This is a genomic window from Microbulbifer sp. 2205BS26-8 (assembly GCF_030731025.1).
In the GTDB taxonomy this organism is placed as follows: Bacteria; Pseudomonadota; Gammaproteobacteria; order Pseudomonadales; family Cellvibrionaceae; genus Microbulbifer; species Microbulbifer spongiae.
In genome coordinates, this window is sequence record NZ_JAVAMR010000017.1 from 13,612 (window position 1) to 32,908 (window position 19,297).

At 58.9% G+C, this 19,297-nt stretch carries 20 protein-coding genes; 16 read left to right on the plus strand and 4 right to left on the minus strand.

The window, feature by feature from the left end; all coding sequences use genetic code 11:
• Positions 1-323: 323 nt before the first annotated feature.
• From Q5Y71_RS07965 to Q5Y71_RS08010, 10 genes are all read left to right on the plus strand, one after another.
• Positions 324-1,058 (plus strand): hypothetical protein, encoded by a 735-nt coding sequence (locus Q5Y71_RS07965; protein ID WP_306041445.1) that lies wholly within the window; start codon positions 324-326, stop codon positions 1,056-1,058.
• A gap of 27 nt (positions 1,059-1,085) precedes the next feature.
• Positions 1,086-1,769, plus strand: coding sequence for an RDD family protein (locus tag Q5Y71_RS07970; RefSeq protein WP_306041447.1), 684 nt, complete (start codon positions 1,086-1,088; stop codon positions 1,767-1,769).
• A 6-nt stretch (positions 1,770-1,775) separates the two neighbouring features.
• Positions 1,776-2,747, plus strand: coding sequence for a stage II sporulation protein M (locus Q5Y71_RS07975; protein WP_306041449.1), 972 nt, complete (start codon positions 1,776-1,778; stop codon positions 2,745-2,747).
• On the plus strand, positions 2,737-4,317 hold the full coding sequence (locus Q5Y71_RS07980) for a hypothetical protein (protein ID WP_306041451.1): 1,581 nt from the start codon (positions 2,737-2,739) through the stop codon (positions 4,315-4,317). Before Q5Y71_RS07975 ends, Q5Y71_RS07980 begins: the two co-directional genes overlap by 11 nt.
• Positions 4,307-5,629: a DUF4350 domain-containing protein gene (locus Q5Y71_RS07985; RefSeq protein WP_306041454.1), complete on the plus strand. Its 1,323-nt coding sequence runs from the start codon at positions 4,307-4,309 to the stop codon at positions 5,627-5,629. The genes Q5Y71_RS07980 and Q5Y71_RS07985 overlap by 11 nt, the downstream gene beginning before the upstream one ends.
• A complete protein-coding gene (locus tag Q5Y71_RS07990; protein ID WP_306041458.1) occupies positions 5,626-6,630 on the plus strand; it encodes a MoxR family ATPase in 1,005 nt (334 codons plus the stop codon). The genes Q5Y71_RS07985 and Q5Y71_RS07990 overlap by 4 nt, the downstream gene beginning before the upstream one ends.
• Positions 6,627-8,024: a DUF58 domain-containing protein gene (locus tag Q5Y71_RS07995; RefSeq protein ID WP_306041460.1), complete on the plus strand. Its 1,398-nt coding sequence runs from the start codon at positions 6,627-6,629 to the stop codon at positions 8,022-8,024. Before Q5Y71_RS07990 ends, Q5Y71_RS07995 begins: the two co-directional genes overlap by 4 nt.
• A 113-nt stretch (positions 8,025-8,137) precedes the next feature.
• A complete protein-coding gene (locus Q5Y71_RS08000) occupies positions 8,138-8,755 on the plus strand; it encodes a 2OG-Fe(II) oxygenase (RefSeq protein WP_301416335.1) in 618 nt (205 codons plus the stop codon).
• 316 nt (positions 8,756-9,071) lie between these two features.
• The gene (locus Q5Y71_RS08005; protein WP_306041464.1) at positions 9,072-9,428 is read left to right on the plus strand and encodes a hypothetical protein; all 357 of its coding nucleotides are present in this window, start codon (positions 9,072-9,074) and stop codon (positions 9,426-9,428) included.
• Between the two features lie 198 nt (positions 9,429-9,626).
• Positions 9,627-11,801, plus strand: coding sequence for a TonB-dependent copper receptor (locus tag Q5Y71_RS08010; RefSeq protein WP_306041466.1), 2,175 nt, complete (start codon positions 9,627-9,629; stop codon positions 11,799-11,801).
• A 53-nt stretch (positions 11,802-11,854) separates the two neighbouring features.
• Here Q5Y71_RS08010 and Q5Y71_RS08015 read toward each other — a convergent pair whose 3' ends face one another.
• Both Q5Y71_RS08015 and Q5Y71_RS08020 read right to left on the minus strand, forming a co-directional pair.
• Complete coding sequence (locus tag Q5Y71_RS08015) at positions 11,855-12,478, minus strand: outer membrane beta-barrel protein (RefSeq protein ID WP_306041468.1); 624 nt, start codon at positions 12,476-12,478, stop codon at positions 11,855-11,857.
• Between the two features lie 50 nt (positions 12,479-12,528).
• Complete coding sequence (locus Q5Y71_RS08020; RefSeq protein WP_306041470.1) at positions 12,529-12,786, minus strand: type II toxin-antitoxin system HicB family antitoxin; 258 nt, start codon at positions 12,784-12,786, stop codon at positions 12,529-12,531.
• Between the two features lie 256 nt (positions 12,787-13,042).
• On the opposite strand from Q5Y71_RS08020, the gene Q5Y71_RS08025 reads away from it, so the two are divergent.
• On the plus strand, positions 13,043-13,366 hold the full coding sequence (locus Q5Y71_RS08025) for a hypothetical protein (protein WP_306041472.1): 324 nt from the start codon (positions 13,043-13,045) through the stop codon (positions 13,364-13,366).
• Here the strand turns inward: Q5Y71_RS08025 and cysQ are convergent.
• Together cysQ and cysK are read right to left on the minus strand one after the other, a co-directional pair.
• Complete coding sequence (gene cysQ, locus Q5Y71_RS08030; RefSeq protein WP_306041474.1) at positions 13,363-14,202, minus strand: 3'(2'),5'-bisphosphate nucleotidase CysQ; 840 nt, start codon at positions 14,200-14,202, stop codon at positions 13,363-13,365. The genes Q5Y71_RS08025 and cysQ overlap by 4 nt on opposite strands.
• Before the next feature lie 37 nt (positions 14,203-14,239).
• Positions 14,240-15,157, minus strand: a complete 918-nt coding sequence (cysK, locus tag Q5Y71_RS08035; RefSeq protein ID WP_306041476.1) for a cysteine synthase A — start codon at positions 15,155-15,157, stop codon at positions 14,240-14,242.
• A gap of 162 nt (positions 15,158-15,319) precedes the next feature.
• On the opposite strand from cysK, the gene Q5Y71_RS08040 reads away from it, so the two are divergent.
• From Q5Y71_RS08040 to Q5Y71_RS08060, 5 genes are all read left to right on the plus strand, one after another.
• Positions 15,320-16,024, plus strand: coding sequence for a lysoplasmalogenase (locus Q5Y71_RS08040; protein ID WP_306041479.1), 705 nt, complete (start codon positions 15,320-15,322; stop codon positions 16,022-16,024).
• 81 nt (positions 16,025-16,105) lie between these two features.
• A complete protein-coding gene (yrfG, locus tag Q5Y71_RS08045) occupies positions 16,106-16,801 on the plus strand; it encodes a GMP/IMP nucleotidase (protein ID WP_301416321.1) in 696 nt (231 codons plus the stop codon).
• Positions 16,802-16,821: 20 nt separating this feature from the next.
• Positions 16,822-17,199 (plus strand): RNA-binding S4 domain-containing protein, encoded by a 378-nt coding sequence (locus Q5Y71_RS08050; RefSeq protein ID WP_306041482.1) that lies wholly within the window; start codon positions 16,822-16,824, stop codon positions 17,197-17,199.
• A gap of 85 nt (positions 17,200-17,284) precedes the next feature.
• Positions 17,285-18,778, plus strand: a complete 1,494-nt coding sequence (locus tag Q5Y71_RS08055; protein ID WP_306041484.1) for a serine protease — start codon at positions 17,285-17,287, stop codon at positions 18,776-18,778.
• A 30-nt stretch (positions 18,779-18,808) separates the two neighbouring features.
• Positions 18,809-19,249, plus strand: a complete 441-nt coding sequence (locus Q5Y71_RS08060) for a DUF4124 domain-containing protein (RefSeq protein WP_306041486.1) — start codon at positions 18,809-18,811, stop codon at positions 19,247-19,249.
• The last annotated feature ends 48 nt before the right edge of the window (positions 19,250-19,297 follow it).

Below are 19,297 nucleotides of genomic sequence, written 5' to 3' on the forward strand. Positions count from 1 at the left end.
CAATGGGTTGACCGGTTGATGGCCGCCTTTTCACAGCGCTGTGCGCTGATTTATCGTAGAATTTCTCTTTAGGGTCCGCTCTTCAAACATCCTGAATGGTTATTATTTAGCCATATCTTATCGAGACCCTTGGCCATTGCGGGGGGCTATCCCGATGATGGAGCCCCGTGTTGGCGATTATTCACTCCCATGAACGGACTGGGAACTTCTACAACCTGCTGATGTGCTGGCGCGACATTGTTCCTCGATCCCGGCTGTGAGATATTCGTATCCGGAACTCTGCACGCTCCACCACTAAAGACATAACGAGGATATTCACAAGCATGAGCGATATGTATAAAGCCCCCCAAGCGGAGCTGACCAACGGGGAAGAACACGACGATTTCGGTTCTGTTGAAAAGGGGATTGCCGGGGATTATTCGTTTTCCATCAGCGAGACCATCAGTGAGGGCTGGCGTCTTTCAAAGGGTAAAAAACGCACAGTCTGGCTGGGCATATTGTTGTATGTGATTGCACTCATTGCCATCACTGTGGTTGCGGGCTTTATCACCGGGGTCTTCACAGCGGAAGGTGATGCCTCCTTCACCCAAGGGCTCATTTACAACCTGATCACGACGATTATCGGGTTTCCCCTCGCCGCCGGATTGACAATGATCGGAATAAAGATTGCCCGTGGGGAAGACACCTCCGGCACAGAGGTATTGGCTTATTTCGACAAGATTGTCCCTCTGGTTATTGTCAATTTCCTGATGGCCATCTTTATTTTTATCGGACTTCTCCTGCTTGTCCTCCCGGGGATCTACCTGATGGTTGCCTATGTATTTGCCATCCCCCTGGTGGTCGATCAAAACCTGGGACCCTGGCAGGCCCTGGAAGCCTCGCGCAAGGCAGTGACAAAGCGCTGGTTTAGTTTCCTCGGCTTTTTGATCTTGCTCCTTTTGATAGGGCTTGCCGGCTTCTTAGCGGTGTTAATAGGTATGATCTGGGCCCTGCCGCTCTTATTTATCGCGATTGGCGTCGCCTATCGCAAAGTTTTTGGCAGTCCCCACAGGGCATAGTCCCTCCGACCTGACAGGAGCGCAGGCTTGCTGGATACCACCTATCACGTCGAAACCCCCGAAGGGATCGATCTGCATGCGCGGGCTGCGGGGCCTGTCCCGCGCATCCTCGCCTATGCGGTGGATGTGTTGTATCGCACCCTGGTGCTCATAGCGCTGGGCATTGGCCTGGCTGTTGCCGACACTGCCGGTATCGGCATCTGGCTGGTCTGCTCCTTCCTGCTGGAGTGGTTCTACCCGGTGTTCTTTGAAGTGCTGCGCGGCGGCCAGACACCGGGGAAAAAAGCCTTCGGCCTGATGGTGGTGAATGACAACCTGACCCCCATTTCCTGGGGAGCCTCCCTGGTGCGCAACCTGCTGCGCTTTGCCGACTTCCTGCCCTTCGCCTATGCCACCGGTGTGATCGCCATGACCCTCGGGCGGCACTTCCAGCGCCTCGGCGACCTGGCCGCAGGCACTCTGGTGGTCTACCGGGAGGCAGACAAAGCGCCGGTCACCCTGCCGGACAGCACCCCACTGCCGCCACCGCGCAACTTGAAACGACAGGACCAGCAGGCCCTGGTCAGCCTGTTTGAGCGCCACGACGACTTAAGTGAAGCGCGCCAACAGGAACTGGCCAATTTACTCGAGCCCATTACCCAAAAGAGAGACAGCGCCGCGCTGGGTTATCTGCGCTCGGTGGCCAGTTGGCTGCTGGGTGGCCGAGAATAACGAGTTATGCGACAGAGAGATTTCGAGAACCACTATCGCGATAGTTGGGCACAATTGGAGACCTGGTTAAAAGGGGGTGGAAAAAATGCGGATCCAGCCACACTGGACCTACCCGCAGCCTATCGCAACCTGTGCCAGCAGCTGGCAGTGGCCAAGGAGCGGCAATACACCAGCCGCCTGATCGATCACCTCAACCAGTTGGTGATGGCCGCCCACCACCGGGTCTATCGCCAGCAGACCCTGCGTCGCAGGGGCTGGCTGCACTACCTGCTGGCAGGCTTCCCCCAAGCGGTGCGGGCCAACGGCCGCGCTGTGGCACTGGCCAGCGCCCTGTTTTTGTTACCGGCTCTGGTGATGGGCATCGGTACCTACAACAACGATGCACTGATTTACGCCGTGATGTCGCCGGGAGACGTACTCTCACTGGAATCCATGTATGACCCCGGCAACCGCGTACTGGGCCGCGAGCGCGGCTCGGACACCGACCTGGCCATGTTCGGCTTCTATATCAAGAACAATATCGGCATCGCTTTCCGCACTTTTGCCGGTGGCATACTGTTTGGCCTCGGTTCCATTTTTTTTCTGGTTTTCAATGGCGTTTACCTCGGTGCGGTTTTTGGCCACATAACGCGGGTCGGGTTTGTCTCTACGTTTTATCCCTTTGTGATTGGCCACGGCGCTTTTGAGTTGACCGCCATTGTCCTGGCCGGTGCTGCCGGCCTATTGCTCGGGCGCTCTCTGGTGGACCCGGGGCAGCACCGGCGCTCGATAGCCCTGCGCCTGGCCAGTGTCGAGGCAATGAAAATCATGTATGGCACTTTTCTGATGCTGGTGATTGCCGCCTTCCTCGAGGCCTTCTGGTCTTCCAGCGCCGCCACTCCGATCAGTATCAAACTCGGTGTCGGCGGCCTGCTGTGGCTCGTGGTTTTCGCTTACTTCGCCCTGGCCGGGCGGCGGGAGGCCACAAGTGCACATTGAAAACCTGACCGTGCGCGCGCGCCTGCGCGCGCCCTGGGAGTCCATCGACCTGGGCACAGCCCTGGCACGACAATACTGGTTGCCCCTGTTTTTGGTGTGGCTGCTGCCTGCGGCCCTGCTGCTGGCCTCCCTCGCCTGGCTGCTGCCCGAACATCCCGGTTGGTCACTGTTTGCCGTGTGGTGGTTGAAACCGGTGTTTGACCGCCTGCCACTGTTTATGATCAGCCGCGCCCTGTTCGGGGCACCGGTATCGGCCCTGGCCGCCTTAAAGCAGTTTTTCGCACAGAACCGCCGCGACTGGCTGGCCTGGATTACCCTGCGCCGCCTGAACCCCACCCGCTCTTTCGATATGCCGGTCACCGTGTTGGAGCAATCCAGTGGCGCTGTGCGCAGCGCCCGTCTCGGCGTACTGCACCGAAAGCATGCCAGTGCCGCCACCTGGCTGACCCTGACGGGAATCCACCTGGAGGGGCTGTTCCTGATCGCTGCATTTATCCTGATCTACCTGTTTATTCCCGAGCAGGTGGCCGCCAACATCGACTGGCTGCCAATACTCAGGAACGATACCCTGGGGCTGGAGTGGCTCTCCAACGTGCTCTACCTGTTTATCATGGCGGCAGTGGCCCCGTTTTATATCGTCTCGGGTTTCTGTTTGTACATCGGCCGGCGCATTGAGTTGGAGGGCTGGGATATCGAAATCCAGTTCCGCGACCTGGCCGAGCGCCACCAGCGCAAGCAGCAGCCCCGGCGCGGCGTGGCCGGGGGCTCTGGCACCGTCTCGCTACTCCTGCTTTTTGCCCTCTTCTTCAGCCCCCTCGCCCCGGCACCGGAAAGCAGGGCGGATGCGCTGGAAACACCACAACAAGCACAGCAGCATATCGATGAAATTCTCGCGGGCGAAGACTTCCACCAAATAGAGCAGATCAACGGCTGGCGCCTGAAGGGATGGGAAAGCCAAGAGCAGAAAATTCCCGAGTGGCTGATCCAATTCATTGAGTGGTTGTTTAACCGTTCTTTCGATACCGATGATGCTTCCGATTCCAACTGGGGAGCCGTCATTGCCGGGTTAATCGAGATCCTGTTATGGATTGGAGTGATTGCAGGACTGATCTACCTGGGCTGGCGCCATCACGACACCATCCTGAAGCATCTGCGCTGGCAGCCCAGATCCAAGCCCAAAGCTGCCGTCCCGGAAACTCTGTTCGGACTTGATATACGCCAGTCGAGCCTGCCCGACGATGTGTGCGCAGAAGTACAACGCCTGTGGCAAGCTGGAGAAAAGCGCGCCAGTCTCAGCCTGCTGTATCGCGCTACCCTGTCCCACCTGATCGAGGACTTCCAGTTTCAATTCGGCGATCACCTGACTGAAAGTGAGTGTGCCCGGTTGGTGCACAGGCGCCAGCAGGAACCCGCGGAACACCTGCCCCCGGTCACGGTTCCATTGAGCCGGTTTGTACAACAGCTCACTACCGATTGGCAGCAACTGGCCTACGCCCATCGCAATCCGATCGACGCGCGGATACACGCATTGTGCCAAAAATGGCAGGAGGTATTCCGCAATGACCGTTAAACGCCTGCTGATCGGCGGCTCGCTGCTGTTCTGTGCACTGATGGTATGGGGGTTTTTGACCTTTTTCGAGCACTATACCGAAGAGCGGGATCGCGGTTGGGGCCCGGAGGCACGACGCAATTGGTTCCTGGCAGCGGAACAATACCTGGCCGCTGTGGGGCTGGAACCCCGCCGGGCGGAGAATCTTTCTGTAGTCAACGGGCTCTCTGCGGACGCCACCCTGTTTATTGCCAGTTCTTCTCTGGTCTACAATCCGCAGCGGGTGGCGGAACTGCTGGGCTGGGTACAGAGCGGTGGCCATGCCATTGTAGTGGCGCGTACCGAAGGCTTTGATGTTGAGGAGCAGCGCAGCGAGGCGCGCGACTGGCTGCTGGAAGCACTGGATGTCTCCATTATGCAGGGGCACGAGGAGTACGACTTCGCCCAACCCCTGCAGCAACTGCTCGGTGAAGATGCCGAACTGGGCCCGCAGCAGAGCCCCGGCGAGGCCCTGCGCGAGTACAACCGCAGGATTGGTAAAGGCGACTCCACACAGAAAGAGGCGCAAGCTGAGATCGCTCGGGAGAAACCTCGCAACCCGGAAGTGGAGCCACAGGATCTGGTCAGCCTGACCTCGGACAGTGGTGTGGAGTTCCAGTTGCATTTCAATGCCAGCCACCTGCTTTACCATCCCGGACTCGACGACAATACTGTCGCCGATGCACCGGTATTCTGGGCCAGGGTATGGCGCGACGACGAAGCCGTGCCCTTTATGCAATTTGAACGGGGCAGCGGTGTCATTACCCTGCTGACCGATAGCGAGATCTGGCACTCTCAGCGTATCGGACACTTCGACCATGCCTATTTCCTGCAACTGCTGGCCGGTAACGGCGAGTTTGTCTTCCTGACCCGGCCGCGTTTCGAATCGCTCAGTTACCTGGCGCGCAAATACGCCGCAGAGGGCTTCTTTGCCAGTGCTCTGGCCCTGCTCGGCTGGTTGTTGCTGCGCGCGCGCCGATTCGGTCCCCTGCAACCGGCCCCGGAAGTCAGGCGCCGATCCCTGCTGGAGCATATCTCCGCCTGCGGCCACTACTACTGGCAACAGGACCACTGCGAACAGCTACTGCGCGGCCAGCGCGCCGAACTGTTGCGCCGACTCAGCGCCACTGACGCCGACCCCGGATCCCGGCACAAGCTGGCTGAGAGGCTGAGTGCCGCAACAGGTCTCAGCGAACACGATATCATCGCCAGCCTGTGGGGAATACCGGCGGCCAGCGAAGAATCTTTTACTGAACACATGCGCACCCTGCAGCGAATCGAGGCAGTCCTATGAGCGATATCATCCTTCAACCAGAACAGCAAACCCACCACAATACGCCGGACTGGCAGGCCGCCTGTGCCCAATTGCAGTTGCTGCGCAACAATATCAACCGCCTGCTGATTGGCCAGGAACAAGTTGTCGACCAGGTTCTGGTAGCCCTGCTGGCCTCGGGCCACGTGCTCCTGGAGGGTGTGCCCGGCCTCGGCAAAACCCTGTTGGTGCGCACCCTGGCCAATTGTTTTGGTGGCAGCTTTCGCCGCATCCAGTTCACCCCGGACCTGATGCCGGCGGATGTTACCGGTCACGCCATGTACAACATGGGCGAGAGCCGTTTCGAGGTACGCCGCGGCCCGGTCTTCACCAACCTGCTGCTGGCAGACGAAATCAACCGCGCCCCGGCCAAAACCCAGGCGGCGCTGCTGGAAGTGATGCAGGAAAAGCAGGTCACTATTGACGGCGAGGCACTCTCAGTACCCAATCCCTTTATGGTGCTCGCCACCCAGAACCCTATTGAACAGGAAGGCACCTACCCGCTGCCGGAGGCGGAACTCGACCGCTTCCTGCTCAAGGTCCTGATCAACTACCCCAGCCTGGAGGCGGAGCGGCAACTGGCTGCCGCCGCCAGCAGCGGCCGCATCGAACAGCACCTGCAGGCTAAACCGGCTGGCGAAATCACCATCGAGCAGCTGCAGCAACTGCAGGCGCTGATACCCCAGGTCGCCCTGGACCAGCAGGTGCTGGACTACGCCGTGCGGCTGGTTCGAGCCACCCGCGAGGCCACCCAGCTGCGCAGCCCGGCAGGCCCGCGCGCCAGTATCGGCCTGCTGCAGGCGGCCCGTGCCAGCGCCCTGTTGCAGGACCGGGCCTTCGTTCTGCCCGACGATATCAAAGCCATGGCGATTCCGGTAATGCGCCACCGCGTGAGCCTGTCCCCGGATATGGAGATCGACGAAGAAACCGCAGACAGCGCCCTGGCACAGATTCTCGACAGTGTTGAGGCACCGCGACTGTGACCCAAAGCGCTGCCGCCACAGAGGTGCAAGCCACTCCGATCCAGAACGGCCGCCCAGGGCCCAGCCAACGCCTGGTAAAACTGCTCGGTTACTGGTGCCTGGCAACCCTGGCAATCAGCAGCGCGCGCATCTGGTTGCCCGCAGCCACAGGACTGCTCGAGACAGCCTGGTGGACAGGCGGGATTCTGCTGATCGGCGCGGCCCTGCTGGATTTCCTGACCGGTCGCCGTATTACCGACCTTGAGGGCGAACGCCGCTTGCCGGGCAACCTGGCGCTTGGTGTGCGCAACTGTGCCCGTTTAACTCTGCGCAACAGTGGTCCGCGCTTGCTGCAGCTCTCCGTCTGCGACAGTGTGCCGCAGCAACTGGCAAGCACCGGGCTACCACGCCGGGCACAGTTGCAGCCGGGGCAGGAAGTCTCTATTGAATACACCCTGGTGCCGCACCGCCGCGGCAGTGCCAATTTCGGTCGAATAGAGATCCTCACCGACTCCCCCTGGGGCCTGTGGCAAACGCGCGCCTGGCTGGGACAGGGGCAATCGGTAAAGGTCTACCCCAATTTCCTCGGCATCTCCTCACTGCAGGCGCTCTCCACCGAACAGACCCTGCGCAGGCTGGGCCTGCACCAGCAGCAGCGTCGCGGAGAGGGCATGGACTTTCGCCAGCTGCGCGAGTACCGCCGGGGTGACAGTCAACGCCAGGTAGATTGGCGTGCAAGTTCGCGCTTGCGCAAATTAATCAGCCGTGAATACCAGGACGAACGCGACCAGGAAATTCTCTATATGCTCGATTGCGGTCGACGCATGCGCGCCAAGGACGGAGAGCTGAGCCATTTCGACCACGCCCTCAACGGCCTGTTACTGTCCGCTTATGTAGCGATTAAACAGGGGGATGCTGTGGGTCTGCAGGCCTTTGCCGCCGGACAAGACAGTTCCGGCGGACAGCTGCCGCCAGTGAAAGGGGAAAGTGCCATCAACCTGCTGTTGAATAATGTCTACGACCTGCACTCCGGAACCGGCAGCGCGGACTACAGCGGTGCAGCACAGCAACTGCTGAGCCAGCACAAGCGCCGCAGCCTGGTGATCCTGATTACCAACCTGCGCGACGAAGACAGCGAGGAACTGCTCGCAGCAGTGCGCCTGCTCACCCGCAGCCACCTGGTGATGGTGGCGAGCCTGCGGGAAACAGCCGTGGACCACTTGGTACAGCAGCGGATCGGGGATTTTGCCGGTGCGGTGGATTACGCCGCGGCAAGGGATTTTTTGCACAGGCGCACGCGATTGCTGCAGCAACTGCAGGCACATAACGTGCTGGTGGTGGACTCCCGCCCGGAAAGCCTGCACCAGGCCCTGATTGAAGCCTACTGGTGCTTGAAACGCAGCGGTAGACTCTAACCGGACCACTCTCGTCGGAAGAGGACACAATTTTGATGCAATTTGTACCATCTCGGAGATAATAGAGGTGATATAAAAGAAGTGTCCCACAGTACAGGGAGAGCTGCCCGATCATGTCCCAACTTGCTATTGACCGGCTGCATGCCGCTGAGGTGCAATCCGCTCCATTCCCGCACTTTTATCTGGAGCAGTCCCTGCCCCCGGACGAGGCCACTACCCTGATTCGAAGTTTTCCTTCGCTGCACAAGGGCGGCAGCTTCAATATTGAGGATGTCAAGACCAGCGAACCGCTGCGCCGCTTTGTGGAGCAGTTCGACAGCGCGGAGGTACGACAAATTCTCGGGGAGAAGTTTCAACTGGACCTCACCGACAAACCGATGATGGCCACCCTGCGCGGTTATTCCCGGGCCAAGGATGGGCGTATCCACACCGATTCCAAAAGCAAACTGATCACCGTGCTGGTCTACCTGAATGAAACCTGGCCGGCACCCACCGGGCGGCTGCGTATCCTGCGCAGTGGTGACGACATGGAAGACTATGCCAATGAATTACTGCCCGGCCCCGGTGCACTGGTCGCTTTTAAGGTGACCAATAATTGCTGGCACGGCTACCGCAGCTTCAAAGGCAAACGGCAATCGATCCAGATCAATTTTCTCACCGGCGACCGGGCGAAAAGCAAACACCAGTTTTTCCACGGTATCAGTGCCCGCATAAAATCGCTTTTCCGGTAAGTTTTTCGACTACACTTTTTCCGCAGTGCATAGTGCGATACACCCGGAAACCTGACAGGCGCAAGGCGGTGCACAAGACATCACTGCCTGCACGGACAAGAAGACAACCCCGCAGTGAGAGTGGCACTGTTTCCTCGCCGGCCACTACTCTGGGGCCATTCTGGGTTGGCGGATAACAATGGACACCCGACAAGCAGCTGCGTAAGTTATGCGTCCCAGGCACACTATTCAAAGCTGTTCACACCTTCCCCGGTGGCAGGCATTGCTGCTTTTAGGGGTCTTTCTCAGCGTTCGCGGTCTGGTTCCCACGGGATTTATGCCTGCGTCCCTTGCCGCGGGGACACCCTACGGTCTCTGCCACGGCGACAACCGCAGTGCCCTGCTGCTCACTGTGTTAACCGGCCCTGCTGGCGAACACCATCACAGCGGACATGATCACGATACACTGACCGCCCACTCCTTTGCCGACACTCACTGTGCCTACTCCGCCGTTGCCGGTGTTGCCGGCACCCCGGCCACGGTATCGGATATCCTATCCGGTGGGGTCTCGAGCCCACCTACAATTCCCAAGGTCAGGATTGTGCTGCCCGGCCTGTTCGAGCGTCCCCTTATCCGCGCCCCACCCCACGGAGCCTTTCCCTTTAAACAACTCGCTGCACTTCTACTGTTGTAGTGATTCCCCGAGCCGCAAAGCGCGGTAAAGCTGCCCAACCGGGCAGCAGGTACTTTGTACCCATGCGCCAGCGCCTCCCAGGTACAAGTCCCCCGGCTGGCTCATGCGCTCAATCGGGAATCTCTGCACGCCATTGATTGACTGGCGACGCGCCTGCGACTGCGCCTGAAAACGCCACCCCAAAATGGATAAGTCAACATGCCAAGATCGACTAAAGACACCACAAAAGAAGAAATTGCCAACACATTGAAGGGTAAAGCCAGCCTGCGGATTCCCCTAAGCCTCATCATGCTTGCCGGCTGGGCCTGCCCCGCCAGCCTCCTCGCCAACGGAGGTGAAATGGAGGAGATGGTTGTCACGGGTGTAAGGACCGAACTGCCCCTCAACCTGGTCACCGATCCCAAACTGCCGCGCCAGCCGCTACCCGCCAATGACGGTGCTGACTATTTGAAAACCATCCCCGGGTTTTCGGTGGTGCGCAAAGGCGGCACCAGCGGCGATCCGCTGTTGCGCGGTATGGGCGGCTCGCGCCTGGGGCTGTTGCTGGACGGCGAGTCCATCGTGGGCAGCGGCTCCGGCCGTATGGACCCGCCCACAGCCTATTTATTTCCCGAGAGCCTGGATGAGATCGAAGTGATCAAGGGCCCTCAGACAGTGCTGTACGGACCGGGCAATTCCACGGGTGTGGCGTTGTTCAAGCAGCTGCGGGAACGCCCCACCGAGAGTGCATGGGATATGCATGCGAGCCTGCTTGGCGGCAACGCCGAGCGCACAGACGGTCTGTTCGATATCGCTTACAAATCACCGGTATTTTCCCTGCGCAGCTCGGCGGCCAGCGCCACTGCAAACGACTATAAGGATGGCGACGGCAATCACATCCACTCCCAATACTCACGCTGGAACGGTAAGGCCAGCCTGGCCTGGACACCGGATAGTGATACCCGCCTGGAGCTGGGCAGCACTTTCAGCGATGGCGAAGCCGCTTTTGCCGATCGCGGGCTCGACGGTACGAAATTTGCCCGGGAGAGTTACAGGGCAAGCTATTTCCGCAGGAGTCTCGGCGATTTGCTCAATACCATCGAGTTGCAGGGCTACTTCACTTACATCGACCACGTGATGGACAACAACAGTCTGCGCGCACTCTCCGCGATGCCCGGTAGGCCAATCGCCATGAACCTGGACAGTGAAACCTACGGCGCAAAGCTGAGCCTGCTGTTCACACCCCTGGACACTGTGGAATTGACGACCGGCCTGGACACCCGCAACAGCCGCCACAGCAGCCGCATGAGCATGAATCAGAATCAGGTGGACTACCGCCGGTTGCCCAGGAGAGAGGATGCGGAGTTTTCACAGGTGGGGATTTTTTCTGAAGCCCGATGGCAGTGGTCCTCTGGCCAACGCTGGATCGCCGGCGCCAGGCTGGACGACTGGAAAGTACGCGACCTGCGCAAGGCGATTTCGCTGGCTGGGATGTCTTCGGTGGATAATCCCACCGCCGGTGTCACCCGCAAGGAACTGCTGCACAGTGGCTTTTTGCGCTACGAACACTCATGGCAAAACGCTCCCGCATCATCGACCACCGTGTTTGCGGGACTGGGCTACAGCGAGCGCTCGCCGGATTACTGGGAAATCTTCGTACGGGAAGCCGAGGACTCCTTCAGTGCCCTGGATATCAATGCAGAAAAAACCACCCAGTTGGATGTCGGCGTTATCTATGACGGCGAAAACGCCTCCGCCAGCCTCTCCATTTTTGCCAACGATATCCGCGACTATCTGATAGTCCAGACCGGTTACCGGAAACCAGCAATCCCCTCTGATAGCCACTCCATGTCATCCATGGGCGAATCAGTGCCCATGGGAGCCCCCATGGACACCACCCGCACCACCATGGTGGTGCGCAATATCCAGGCGCGTTCCTGGGGGCTGGAACTGGATGCCAGCTATCAACTGGCAGACAGCTGGCGCACCATCTTCACTCTCACATCAGTACGCGGAGCCAACGACAGCGACAACACCACCCTGGCACAACTGCCTCCCCTGGAAGCGCGCCTGGGTCTCTATTACGAGATCCCCCAATGGTCGGCAGGTTTTCTGTGGCGGGCCATCGCCAGCCAGGATCGCGTGGATATCGGCAAAGGCACTATTATCGGTCAGGATTTTGGCCCAACCGACTCTGCCGATGTCGTGTCGATCAATGCCGGGTGGCGCCCCAACACCAACCTGCTGCTTACCGCCGGCATCGACAACCTGCTGAATAAAAGCTACGCAGAACATGTCAGCCGCGCCGGCGCGGGGATTGCGAATTTTCCACAGTTAACCCGTGTCAATGAACCCGGCCGCACCCTGTGGCTCAAAGGTATTTACCGCCTTTAGGCTACCCGCACGCCCGCCAGTGCAACCACTGGCGGGCACCTATGCCGACACACCTAAAACCGGTAGGAGAAGTTGACGGTGAGTGTACGCAGGTGGCCCAAATCCACCCGGTGAACGGAGCCGATATTGTTATAGTTGTATTCAATAGAGGTATCAAAATCCCGCGTCCACATAAAGCGGTAACCGATTCCCAAATTCCAGAAACTGTCACTGCCGCTGGGGTTGAGCAGATGGATATAGCGGCCATCGTAATACCAGTTTTCCACAGGATAGAGCCAGTCCTTCTTCCTGTGGTACCAGTAGCCGTGCTTGCGGACATCGTTGAGGTCGATATCAGCATAGTTCCAGCCGACCATCCAGTAGAGGCACTGTACATAGCAATTCAGGGTAAAATCCACCTTGAAGTTCAGCCCTACCTGGTTGACCCTTATGTGGCTGTCGTCAAAGCGCGAACCGCGCAACTCCACCTGCCAGACACCCACTGCCGGGGTAATGCCCACGCTGGCATAAGCGAAAAAATCCCGGTTGTTATTGATCTGTAGTTCCCCATTGCCCAGACCGAGAGTCGCGATAACCCGGTACTCACCGGTGCGTATACCCTCGAAGGGATTATTCCACTCCAGGGCATTCACCGTGGCGGGCAGCAACAGGGCCAGGGCTCCCAAAGTTCTCTTCATCACAGTCGCCCTTGCACAGATCCCATCCATTGCCCGCCGGCCCACAAACCCTAGGCACTCGCCACATCGATAATGGCCCAGATACCACCGGCAAATGCCGGGTTTTCCCGCAGGGTATCCACCGCCTGTGGCCTGGGCACTGGCTGCCCGGCCAGGCGCAGGTCCTCCAGGCGCTGAAACATGGTTTCCGCCATTTTTTGCAAGGTGTCATCCAGAGTTTCAGCATGGCAGTGACAATGCGGCAGGTCCGGTGCTATGGCACCAAAGCCGGCATGTTCAATATTGTGGAGCACGACCGGATAGCGCATTGAAAAATACCCTTGTATATTCACTTTCCAAAGGGTAGACGGGTTTCAATTGCGGGGACACAATCTGGTAAGAAAATCCACAGGTTCGCCGCAGGGATACATTCCCCCGGGTGCTTACAGGCATCCGCTCACTTTCACCGCTCTATCGACTGCACAGATCCCCGGTAGAAAATGTTTACGCGCACAGGTCCTGCAAATACCTTTAAAAAACCTCCGGCGATGATAAATCATGGTCAACACAGGCTTTGGAAAGGCAATGGCCACACTGTTGGGCAGCTTGGTTTCCCGACGCTTTCCAATGACAGATGGCGGCAATCACCACCGTGTGCTCCCGCCAGCAGACGGTATGACAATCCCCCTCGCCTGCGTCCGTTGCATGATCGCACTCTCGCGTTTTGGGTCGCCGATGCACACCGGCAGGCACCATCCCCGTGCAGCGATCGGGGAGACAGCGGATTCACGGATTTGGGTATCGTCAGAGAGTGCAGAGCAGCCAGACCGCTGTTGGGACTTTTACCGGCACAACGGGGGGTTCGCGGTGGACACCCCGCCGCCAACGGGCGGGGCTGGGCAACCCTAGTGCACCGGGGGGTCGGTCACGAGCAAATCCCGCCAGTCGAAAGACGTATCGCCGATCACAAAGAAAAACGGGTTGAGCAGTGAGTCCTTGCGATTGTAGCGCAGCAGTCGGAACTGGTCGTCGACTACAACACCACCGGCGGCCTCGACCACTGCCTGGGCTGCGGCGGTATCCCACTCGCAAGTGGGCGCCAGTCGCGGGTAGAGGTCCGCGGCACCTTCTGCCACCAGGCACAATTTCAGGGAGCTGCCCATATTTTTACACTCGACAGTGCCCAGCCTGGACTCGATACGCTCCACCAGTTGATCTACAACACCGGCGCCATGGCTGCGGCTGGCCACCAGCGCCACGGGCTCACCGGACTCCAGGCGAGGCCTAAGCGAGCGCACATGGATTGCCACATCACCGGACGCCGTGCGCTTAAAGGCGCCAATGTCACTGCAACCAGCATAGGTGATCCCCAGAACCGGCACATGTACCACACCCATCACCGGCTTGCCATTTTCAACAAGGGCCACATTCACGGTAAATTCCCCAGTGCGGCGAATAAACTCCTTGGTACCGTCGAGAGGGTCGACAATCCAATAGCGTTGCCACTGGCTGCGCTCTGCAAAAGGGGGGATGGCCTGCTCCTCCGACAGTACCGGCACGCCTTCGCGGATCTGTGCCAGGGCCGGGGCCAGGACCTTATGTGCGGCCAGGTCTGCCGCTGTTACCGGTGAATCATCCGGCTTGGTGTCCACTTGCAGCTCGGCACTGCTGTGATAGATATCCAGGATTGCCGCACCAGCATCGGTGCAGATAGCAATCACCTGTTCCAATATCGCCTTGTCCATGCAAGCTCCTTACTCTGACTGCGCGCTATTATAGGCCTCAGGCGGAGAAAAGATCTTTAACGGACAGGTAGCGCTCGCCACTATCGTAACTGAACACCAATACGCGGCTGCCGGGAGCAAACTCCCCTTCGCGCCGTTTCAACGCGGCCAAGCTGGCGCCGGAGGAGATGCCCACAAAAATGCCCTCCTTTACAGCACACTGGCGTGTCAGTTCGAAGCTTTCCTCCTCACTCACCAGAATGGTGCCGTCGAGAACTTCGGTGTTGAGTACCTCCGGAATAAAGCCGGCACCAATTCCCTGCAAACGATGCAACCCCTTCTCACCCCCACTGATCACCGGGGATTTTTCCGGCTCCACCGCATACACCTGCAATTTGGGAAAGGCCATCTTCAGCACTTCGCCACAACCGGTGATATGCCCGCCGGTACCGACCCCAGTGATCAGATAGTCGAGCCCTTCGGGAAAATCCGCCAGAATTTCCCTGGCGGTGGTTTCCCGGTGTACCTGGGCATTGGCGCGATTACTAAACTGCTGGGGCATCCAGCTATTATCATGCTGCGCTCTGAGCGCTTCGGCCTGCTCAATAGCGCCACCCATGCCCCGTTCCCTGGGTGTAAGCACCAGCTCCGCACCCATCGCCTTCATCACCTGGCGGCGCTCCAGAGACATGGACTCCGGCATGGTGAGAATCAGGCGGTAGCCCTTTACCGCTGCCACCATCGCCAGGCCGATCCCGGTGTTGCCGGAGGTCGGCTCAATAATAATGCCACCGGGGCGCAGGGCACCGCGACGCTCCGCATCCTCGATCATGGCGAGGGCAATACGATCCTTGATACTGCTGCCCGGGTTAAAACGCTCCACTTTCATCCACACCTCGATATCGGGGCGGAACAGATGGTTGATTCTTACATGCGGGGTATTGCCAATGGTTTCGAGAATATTCGCTGCTTTCATCGATAAAGCTCTCCGTCAATTGGGTGTCCGCAGGCGAGCGGCCTGTCTGGACAAGGGTTTTCTGTTGGGGAATAGTAACCCAGGAGGGTAATTGACCGGGGCGCGCGGGCCAGAATCCAAACCTGGCGGTAAAGCAGACCAGCGCCCCGGACAACAGCACAAATGCGAGATAACAATCACAACCAGGGTATCACCATGCCATCCAAAGTTCTCCCCACCACCCCTGCGGCACAACCGCAGCACTTTTTGCCCGCCGCGTTTATCGGCACTGCTGCGCTTTTTATATTGCTGGAGGGCCTCGGTATCCAAGGACTGTGGATGGCCTCCCTCAAAGCTTTGCCCATCGCCATCCTGGGGGCCTTCGCCCTGCGCCAGCTGCGGGGACCTACCCGCGCCCTGACCCTGGCGGCACTGGCGTTCTCGGCACTCGGTGATGTCCTGCTGGAGATGGATTTTCCCAACCAGTTTATTGCTGGACTCGGTGCCTTTTTGCTGGCTCAGCTGATTTATGCCGGCAACTTCCTGCGCAGCGCCGACTTTCGCAACCGGCGCAGTCTGTTGCGTGCCGTCCCTGTACTGGTCGCCGCATTCCTGCTGGCACGCCTGATCCTTCCCGCAAGTGCGGATCTGGCGCCGGCAGTGCTGTTGTACCTGCTGGCCATCGTGGTTATGGCACTGGGGGCCGCTGCCCACCGTGGGGATTCCGCCCTGCTTTTTGGCGGAGCCGTCACCTTTATGGTGTCCGATACCCTGATTGCACTGAACAGGTTTATTGCCCCCATGCCCTTTGCCGATACAGCGATTATGCTCACCTATTACAGTGCACAATTTTTCATCCTGTACGGCATCCGCCGCACCCAGGCATAATGTAACCCTTGGCAGACAGGGACAGCGAAGGACAACGACACCTTGGCTTCCCATACCTACCGCTGATAGTAGATAGGCTTCATGCTCGACTGGCGAAGTATCGATACCGTATTGCTGGATATGGACGGCACCCTGCTGGATTTACACTACGACAACCACTTCTGGTTCGACCACCTGCCCAAGCGCTATGCGCAGGTGCACGGTCTGGATTTACAGCGCGCGAGATACCAACTACAGCGGGAAATCGACGCGCGCCGCGGCACCCTAGAGTGGTACTGCCTGGATTTCTGGGCCAAGACTCTGGAGCTCGACATCCTGGCAATTCTGCGCGAGATCGAAGAGCGCATTGCCCTGCGCCCCCATACAGAAGCCTTTCTGCACTGCCTGCAGCAGTTGCACAAGCCCACCTTTCTGGTCACCAACGCCCACCGCCAGGGCCTCAGCCACAAGCTGGAAATTACCGGCATTGGCAGCTGGTTTGACGGCATCATCTCCTCCCACGACTACGGGTACGCCAAAGAGAGCAGCCGCTTCTGGCATACACTGCACAGAGCCCTGGACTTCGATCCACTGCGTACCCTGCTTGTGGATGATAACCAGAGTGTGCTGGCTGCCGCGCAGGCCTACGGTATCGCTCACTTGTTGTGTATCCGCCAGCCCGACAGCCGCAGACCCAGTCGGGAAATTACCGATTTTGAAGCCATTCACCACTTTGACGAGATTATGGCGGTGAGGCACAGCGCACAGCCCCGACAGCCAAAGTGCACGAAATACTGAACCTTCAAGCATACACTGCGATGGAAAAACTCCGCATCGACAAGTGGCTCTGGGCCGCGCGTTTTTTCAAGACACGCACTCTTGCCAAACAGGCCATTGAAGGCGGCAAGATCCACATCGGTGGCCAGCGAGTCAAGGCCAGCAGGGAAATTACCGTCGGCACCAGCCTGAGTATTCGTCAGGGTTGGGACCTGGTTGAAGTCGCCGTGACCGCCCTCTGCGACCGGCGTCGCGACGCTGAATTCGCCCGCACGCTGTACCGGGAAACCGAGCACAGCATCGCTCGACGCGGGCGGGAGCGCGCTGAACGCCAGGCCGCCAACGCGGATGTCCAGCGCCAGCGCCCCAATAAAAAACAGCGCCGCCAAATCCACCGTTTCCTGCGGGAGCAGGAATAGGTGCGGACAAACAAATTAGTGAAAATTCCGCCACCGCCCCCGATTGTTGCTACACTGGCCCCACTCAACCTGTTAGAAAACAGCCATGATGAAACAACTGATCGCCATCTCTCTGCTGATTCTGTCCGGCGTGCAGCCTGCAGCAGCCGACAGCCGCGAACACGAGCAGCTCAAACGTTCAATCATCAAAATCTACACCACGGCCGCTGCGCCGGATTACTTCAACCCCTGGGCCCTGCTCAACCCCAAGCAACTGTCCGGGTCCGGTGCGGTGATCCGCAACCAGCAGATCCTCACCAATGCCCACGTCGTAGCCAATGGCAGTTTTATACAAGTGCAGCGCCACGGTGACGCGAAGAAATACCGCGCTCGCGTGAAATTCGTCTCCCACGATGCAGACCTGGCCCTGCTCACCGTAGACAATGAGCATTTCTTTGCGGATACCCGCCCCCTGGCGCTGGGCAAATTGCCCGACCTGCAAGAGGAAGTCACAGTCTATGGCTATCCCATCGGCGGCAAATCCCTGTCCATCACTCGCGGCGTCCTGTCACGGGTAGAGCACCAGTACTACGCCCACGCAGAGAGTTACCTGATGGCCGGGCAAATAGACGCCGCGATCAATCCCGGTAACAGTGGCGGCCCGGTGATTTCCAACGGGCACATCGTCGGTGTGGCCATGCAAACCAACCAGAGTGCGGAAAACCTCGGCTACTTTGTACCGCCCAGTGTGATCACCCATGTCCTCGAAGACGCAGAAGATGGCATACACCAGGGTTTTCCTGAACTGGGCGCGGTGACACAGAGCCTGGAAAGCCCATCCATGAAAAAGGCCGCCGGTCTCAGTGAGGCTCAGGATGGCGCCATGATTGTGAAGGTATTCAGCGACTCCCCCGCAGCCAGGGTTTTCCGGCCCGGCGATGTATTGCTGGAAGTGGATGGCTTCAAGGTAGCCGAGGATCGCACCGTAGAGTGGCGTGAAAACCAACGCACTAACTACCATTACGCCGTGGACCGCCACCATGTGGGTGATCGCTTGCCGGTGCGTTTCTCCCGTAACGGCGAGGAGAAAACCGCCCGGGTTACCCTGGCCGCAGCGCCGCCCTCACGGGCACTGGTGTTGGGGGAACAGTTTGACCAGCAGCCGCGCTACTACATTTACGGCGGCGTAGTATTTGTGCCCCTCAATATGAACCTGATCAAGCGCTGGGGCAACAACTGGCATTCCAAGGCTCCTATTGACTACCTGTATGCGCGCAATCAGTGGAGTGAGGAGGGCCGCCGCGAATTGGTCGTGGCCCTGAAAGTGCTGCCGGCCAACGTCAACCTCGGCTATCACGACTGGAAAAACTGGATTATTGATTCGGTGAATGGCCACAGTGTCGAGGACTTCGATGGATTTGCCCAACTGATGGAGACCAACAAAGCCGATTTTATCGAACTGCGCGACCGCTCGGGCTACCGAATGGTGCTGGATGCCGCTGAAGCCCGGGAACAGGAACCCCTGATTCTGCAGACCTACCAAATTCCCCAGCGCCACTCGCGGGGGTTATTCAGCCAGTTGGCCAACAAGGTAGAATAAGGCTCCAAGCCTGTGAATCCGCAAGGCACCATGAACACTGCGCAATGGGGCATGGCCTGCGCCAGCCTGCTGCTGGCCATGGGTGCCGCTGCCGGTGAACTGTATCGCTGGGTCGACGAGGATGGCCGTGTGTATTTTAGCGACCAGCCACCAGTGGAGACACAGGCTCAGGATATCTCCGACAAACTCGAGCCCATCAACTCCATCGACGGCACCAGGACTCAGAGATCTGCCGAGGGCCGCCGGCCCCATGATATTGAGCGCGAGTACACACAGCGCCGACAGCAGCAACAGCAAGCGCGGCAGCGTGCACTCAAGCGTTTCTGCCAGCAGGCGCGCCAGCGCCTGAATGCCCTCAACGGGCGCGTGGCCTTTATCGATGAAAACGGTCGAGAAGTGCGCTACAGCGAGCGCGAACGCCAGCAAATGGCACAGAAACTCAGCCATGAGATCACGCACCGCTGCGACTAGAACCCGGAGGGTACACCCTCCACTCCTATCCGGCGTCTACCATTCAAG

What these genes read in the sequence shown, in the direction of transcription:
- Q5Y71_RS07990 (WP_306041458.1), top strand. Translation starts at nt 5,626, where the DNA reads ATGAGCGATATCATCCTTCAACCAGAACAGCAAACCCACCACAATACG.
- Q5Y71_RS08060 (WP_306041486.1), top strand. Translation starts at nt 18,809, where the DNA reads ATGAACACTGCGCAATGGGGCATGGCCTGCGCCAGCCTGCTGCTGGCC.
- Q5Y71_RS08015 (WP_306041468.1), bottom strand. Translation starts at nt 12,478, where the DNA reads ATGAAGAGAACTTTGGGAGCCCTGGCCCTGTTGCTGCCCGCCACGGTG.
- Q5Y71_RS07985 (WP_306041454.1), top strand. Translation starts at nt 4,307, where the DNA reads ATGACCGTTAAACGCCTGCTGATCGGCGGCTCGCTGCTGTTCTGTGCA.
- Q5Y71_RS07975 (WP_306041449.1), top strand. Translation starts at nt 1,776, where the DNA reads ATGCGACAGAGAGATTTCGAGAACCACTATCGCGATAGTTGGGCACAA.
- Q5Y71_RS08025 (WP_306041472.1), top strand. Translation starts at nt 13,043, where the DNA reads ATGGCCACACTGTTGGGCAGCTTGGTTTCCCGACGCTTTCCAATGACA.
- Q5Y71_RS08055 (WP_306041484.1), top strand. Translation starts at nt 17,285, where the DNA reads ATGATGAAACAACTGATCGCCATCTCTCTGCTGATTCTGTCCGGCGTG.
- Q5Y71_RS08005 (WP_306041464.1), top strand. Translation starts at nt 9,072, where the DNA reads ATGCCTGCGTCCCTTGCCGCGGGGACACCCTACGGTCTCTGCCACGGC.
- Q5Y71_RS08010 (WP_306041466.1), top strand. Translation starts at nt 9,627, where the DNA reads ATGCCAAGATCGACTAAAGACACCACAAAAGAAGAAATTGCCAACACA.
- Q5Y71_RS07965 (WP_306041445.1), top strand. Translation starts at nt 324, where the DNA reads ATGAGCGATATGTATAAAGCCCCCCAAGCGGAGCTGACCAACGGGGAA.
- Q5Y71_RS08000 (WP_301416335.1), top strand. Translation starts at nt 8,138, where the DNA reads ATGTCCCAACTTGCTATTGACCGGCTGCATGCCGCTGAGGTGCAATCC.
- cysK (WP_306041476.1), bottom strand. Translation starts at nt 15,157, where the DNA reads ATGAAAGCAGCGAATATTCTCGAAACCATTGGCAATACCCCGCATGTA.
- Q5Y71_RS08020 (WP_306041470.1), bottom strand. Translation starts at nt 12,786, where the DNA reads ATGCGCTATCCGGTCGTGCTCCACAATATTGAACATGCCGGCTTTGGT.
- Q5Y71_RS08040 (WP_306041479.1), top strand. Translation starts at nt 15,320, where the DNA reads ATGCGAGATAACAATCACAACCAGGGTATCACCATGCCATCCAAAGTT.
- yrfG (WP_301416321.1), top strand. Translation starts at nt 16,106, where the DNA reads ATGCTCGACTGGCGAAGTATCGATACCGTATTGCTGGATATGGACGGC.
- Q5Y71_RS08050 (WP_306041482.1), top strand. Translation starts at nt 16,822, where the DNA reads ATGGAAAAACTCCGCATCGACAAGTGGCTCTGGGCCGCGCGTTTTTTC.
- cysQ (WP_306041474.1), bottom strand. Translation starts at nt 14,202, where the DNA reads ATGGACAAGGCGATATTGGAACAGGTGATTGCTATCTGCACCGATGCT.